At 41.9% G+C, this 4,530-nt stretch carries 5 protein-coding genes; all 5 read right to left on the bottom strand.

What is annotated here, in order from left to right:
- A partial coding sequence (locus tag LHW48_04030) for a hypothetical protein (GenBank protein ID MCB5259627.1) occupies positions 1-834 on the bottom strand: 834 nt, incomplete at its 3' end.
- On the bottom strand, positions 803-1,972 hold the full coding sequence (locus tag LHW48_04025) for an MBOAT family protein (protein MCB5259626.1): 1,170 nt from the start codon (positions 1,970-1,972) through the stop codon (positions 803-805). The genes LHW48_04030 and LHW48_04025, both read right to left, overlap by 32 nt.
- 236 nt (positions 1,973-2,208) lie before the next feature.
- Positions 2,209-2,970 carry an SDR family oxidoreductase gene (locus LHW48_04020; GenBank protein MCB5259625.1) on the bottom strand — a complete coding sequence of 254 codons (762 nt, stop codon included), beginning with the start codon at positions 2,968-2,970 and terminating at the stop codon, positions 2,209-2,211.
- Positions 2,970-3,203, bottom strand: coding sequence for a phosphopantetheine-binding protein (locus LHW48_04015; GenBank protein MCB5259624.1), 234 nt, complete (start codon positions 3,201-3,203; stop codon positions 2,970-2,972). The genes LHW48_04020 and LHW48_04015 overlap by 1 nt, the downstream gene beginning before the upstream one ends.
- 9 nt (positions 3,204-3,212) lie before the next feature.
- The gene (locus LHW48_04010; protein ID MCB5259623.1) at positions 3,213-4,196 is read right to left on the bottom strand and encodes a ketoacyl-ACP synthase III; all 984 of its coding nucleotides are present in this window, start codon (positions 4,194-4,196) and stop codon (positions 3,213-3,215) included.
- Positions 4,197-4,530 lie beyond the last annotated feature (334 nt).

Below are 4,530 nucleotides of genomic sequence, written 5' to 3'. Positions count from 1 at the left end.
GAACTGCGGAGTCTCACCATAGAGCATAACTGGAATATTGTAATCCATGGCAATGGAATGAATGACATCCATACCAATAGGCTTGCTAGGGACATAGGATGGTGAGTAGCTGAATATCAGATCAATTCCCCTGTCCCTGCATATGTTCGCAAATGAACACAGGCTCGACACTGCATGAGAGTCAACTAACTCACTTGTGCTAATACTTTTAGCAGAGGCTGCTATTCTTTGTACTTCACCAGGGTGCATTACCCCTGGAATTGGTCTGTAACCTGTTCTGAATGGAGGGGATGATTTTAAGTAACCCTTAGATACATTAAAAATCTTCCGGTTATACGCATATAGAGGGAAGGTAAACTTAACCTTCGCCCATTTGTCCCTAACAATCAGTATCCTCCTGATGTCTGGGTCATTATAGTAATATGGGTATAAGTCAATTGTGCCTCCATCCAATGATGGTGTGAGGTCACCAATTTCGTAGATAATGAGCTTAGGAGTGTGTTTCTTGAGTAGCATTTGCAAGATTCCGAATTGGTAAGTGGCATTCTTACCGTCATCTCCGGCATTGAAGCAGCTTAAGCCTAGCTTCCCTTCGATTATGGATGGGTCATAATGATGGGATGCTCTTGATGCTCCGAATATGTAGGCATCATATTGTGTCCTGATTACATGATTTATTTGAGCCCCGGAATTCCCTCCATATGATCTCATGTACATATAGTTAAGACCATAATAGATACTACTACTGATAATCCATGATAGAGCCAAAAAGACAATAGCCTTCTGAGCTACTTGATTAACACTAGAATTGGAAATATATGAAGGCCTGGCCATCAAGAACTCCGATAAGTAGTATTACCATCATCAATGATAAATATGTTCCCCACCTCAGCACAATATGCTTTTCAGCGATGAATTGATCCATCTGTTTCTTATCAAGCATAATCTCCAGCACTAGTAACATCATAACCCCTATAGCTATGAATACCGAAGTACTACTCCCCCCCGTATACAATGTCCAGTTATTGCTAAGTATTGAATTGAGCATATGCCCTAGCTCGTTGATTGAAGGCACCCTAAAGAATACAAGCCCGAGAGATATAATCATGTATGTAAATATCTTCTTGAACGTTTTTGAGAACTTGTTTCCGATAAGCTTCTTGTCCCAGCTTGTGAGGTCTTCCATAATCAGAAATCCCGCTTGCAATGCTCCCCAGATAATGAACATCCAACCTACGCCATGCCATATACCGCTTGCAACAAACATGATTAGGATTCCTACATAGACCTTCAGTTTAGATGAACTTGTGCCCATAAATGGATAAAACACATAGTCCTTCAGCCAGGTTGTAAGAGATATATGATTACGTTTCCAGTAATCTGTTACTGAGGTGGAGTTCACATAGGGAGTTCTGAAGTTAACCATTAGATCAAAGCCCAATAACTTACCCACTCCTCTGGCAATATCAGTGTATCCACCAAAGTCTGCATAGAGCTGTAATGGATAGAGCAGGGCTGCTACGATCAAAGTTAAGCTGGAATGCATGGGTATGTTGTTGTAAACTGCATCAACATAAGCTCCTATGTTATCTGCGACAACCATCTTTTTAAACAGTCCCCACAGAATCAACCGGAATCCATTAGCAAAGTTATCATAGAGCAGTGGGTGATCATCTGTAAACTGCTTGAACAGGTTCTTGGCTCTTCCGATCGGACCACAAAGGATTTGAGGGAAAAAAGCCATATACACAGAAAATGTTAGCAGATTGCGTTGTGACTTAATATCTCCCCAATAAACATCCAAGATGTACCCTAATGCCATGAAAGTATAGAAGGAAATTCCGATAGGCAGGATGAGACTGTGATGTGGAATGCTGAGATTTAAGCTTAACGAAGAAAAGATGGCATTGATCTGATCTCCGAAGAAATTGAAGTATTTGAAGAAGAAAAGAATACCAAGATTAAAGATCAAGCCAACAGCAAGCAGTTCATTTTTTCCTATTGCGATATACTTCTAGCCCTCTACCCAAGAAGTAGTTTGCCAATGTTGATCCCACTAGAAGCACAAGGTAATCAGGTTGTATACTGAAATAAAAATGGTAGCTTGCTGCCAGCAGCAGATAGTTGCGATATCTATGCGGCAAAAAATAGTAAGCTACTACGATAACAAATAGAAATATGAAAAATGGTATGGATGTAAACTGCATTCTAGCTGATTGTGTATCCGCTATCTATAGATAACACTGTTCCAGTAATATGGCGAGAAAGATCAGATATTAGATAGGCGGCCAAGTTCGCCACATCCTCAGGCCCCGGAATCCCTAACAAGTGCTTATCTCTAATGCTTTGAACAGATTCATCGGGCAAGCTTAAGAACATTCGTTCAAGCATTTCGGATTTCACCATTGCGGGGCATATGTTGTTTATTCTTATGCCCCTGCTGGCAACCTCCAATGCAAGCGCTTTTGTAAGTCCCTGGAGTGATGATTTGGTGCAACAATATTCAATTTTTCCCTTTTCGCCTGTCAACCCACTAACCGACGACATCAACACAATACTCAGGCCGCGCTTGACATACATTCCGGGCTTGGTAATCATCTTGCATATGATTACAGCTGAGGCTACATTGGCCTTGAACATCTCAGTAAACTCTTCCATATAGATGGTCTTCAATGGATTGGTTCTTTCTATTCCAGCACAATGTATGAATCCTGATACTGGCTCACTTCCCTTCAGCTTCAGGAAGTTCTCTTCAATCTGGTGTTCATCAGTCAATTCGAAATCGAGGCTGATGTTTTCAGTTCCGGACAGCGAGGAAAGAGTTTGCGCTAAACGATTTTCATCCCTACCACAGGCTATGATTCTAGCGCCTAGTTGGCTGCATAAGATGGCGCAACTCCTACCTATGCCCGAAGATGCCCCGGTAATTAGGACTCTCTTATCCTTGAGTATTGAATCAGACCATAGCATTATGCGCTGAAGCTATCCCTACCGATCAGTTCAACCAATGATTCCACCGTGTCCACCTGGTTCAATTGTCGAGCATTAAACTGCTTACCAAAGTTCTTGTGTACAAATGCCACCAAGGACATGATTGCCATTGAATCATACTCGTCATAGTCTTTCAGGTTGGATTCCAAGCTTAGCGCATCATCGATCTCGATCAAATCTGCTAATTGTACCATAAACTCATTAGTAGTCATGATAATCTCCTATATAGTAATTATTGTAGCCCCGTAAGAATAACCTACACCAAAACCAGCTAGCAGCACCTGGTCACCTTGCTTGACTATGTCATCACGTAAGCACTTCTCAAGAGCTATGGGAATTGTGGCTGATACTGTATTTCCGGTATCTGTCATGTCGATGAAAAACTTATCTTCAGTAATACCGACAATATCTCTAAGGTACTGTAGCATGTATTGATTGGCCTGATGAAATATCACATAGTCAATATCGTCAAGGCTCATTCTGTTTTTCTCTAGCACCTGATTTATTAGTTTGGGCACTGCTTCAATCGTGAAATTGAAAATTTCGGGGCCGTTCATAAACAGCTTATCGTCATTGTGCAAAACCCCGTTTTCATCCGTCCAGTCATTAGCTTGAGAGTGCAGTATGTTGCGCATACCGCTATTGGGTATTATCAAGTTACTCCAACCCTTGCCATCAGTACCTAAAGCGAACTCATGAATCTTGGATAAAAAGCTCTTGTCCACAAGCATTGCTGATGCTGCGTCTCCGAAAATGCTTCTGTTGCCCTTGTCCCGAGGGTGTAAGTGCTTTGAATAGGTCTCTGATACTACCAGGAGCACATTCTCGGCAATACCAGCGCTCAGCAAACCCTTAGCTAAAGACAAGCCGTATATAAAACCTGAACAACCAAGATTAAAGTCTAATGCTCCGATTTCTGTTCTTAATCCCAAACGATCCTGAAGAATGCAAGCTGATGTTGGTAGCAGATAATCCGGACTCTGAGTGCATAACAAAAGGTAGTCAATAATGCCGCGATCTACAGATTCAAATATCCTTTCGGATGCTTTTACGGCCATGTCCAGCGCGGTCTCATCTTGAGCAGAGATGTGCCGTGTCCTGACCCCCAGCTTCTTCTCGATCTTTTTGGGAGTCCACTCGGGGAAGAGCTCAGACAGCTCCTCGTTGCTTAATACTCGTTCTGGCAGGTAACTGGAGATTTTCATATATCCTCAATAATACAGCTTCGCCCCGTCGCTTATGCAACATTAATTGAGAATTGACAATTGAGAATTGAGAATGAGTGGCCTGCGGCCAGAATTCGATTCACAATCTACGATTTACAATGTACATTTACGGGGCATTGCGATGAAAGGCATTTTCTTGCGGCTGGGGCTGGTGTCAAGGAAAAACAACTAAATTGAGAATTGACAATTGAGAATTGAGAATTATGGGCAGGTCTCGAATTGGGAATTCTCGATTTAGGGTCAACATAGTAGGTGATGTACGAGTTACGATGTACGATTTACTATAAACCCTCACCGAAAACTTCAAATCGTT

Source organism: Candidatus Cloacimonadota bacterium (genome assembly GCA_020532355.1).
Taxonomy (GTDB): Bacteria; Cloacimonadota; Cloacimonadia; order Cloacimonadales; family Cloacimonadaceae; genus UBA5456.
This window is presented reverse-complemented; position numbering and strand designations above follow the sequence as displayed.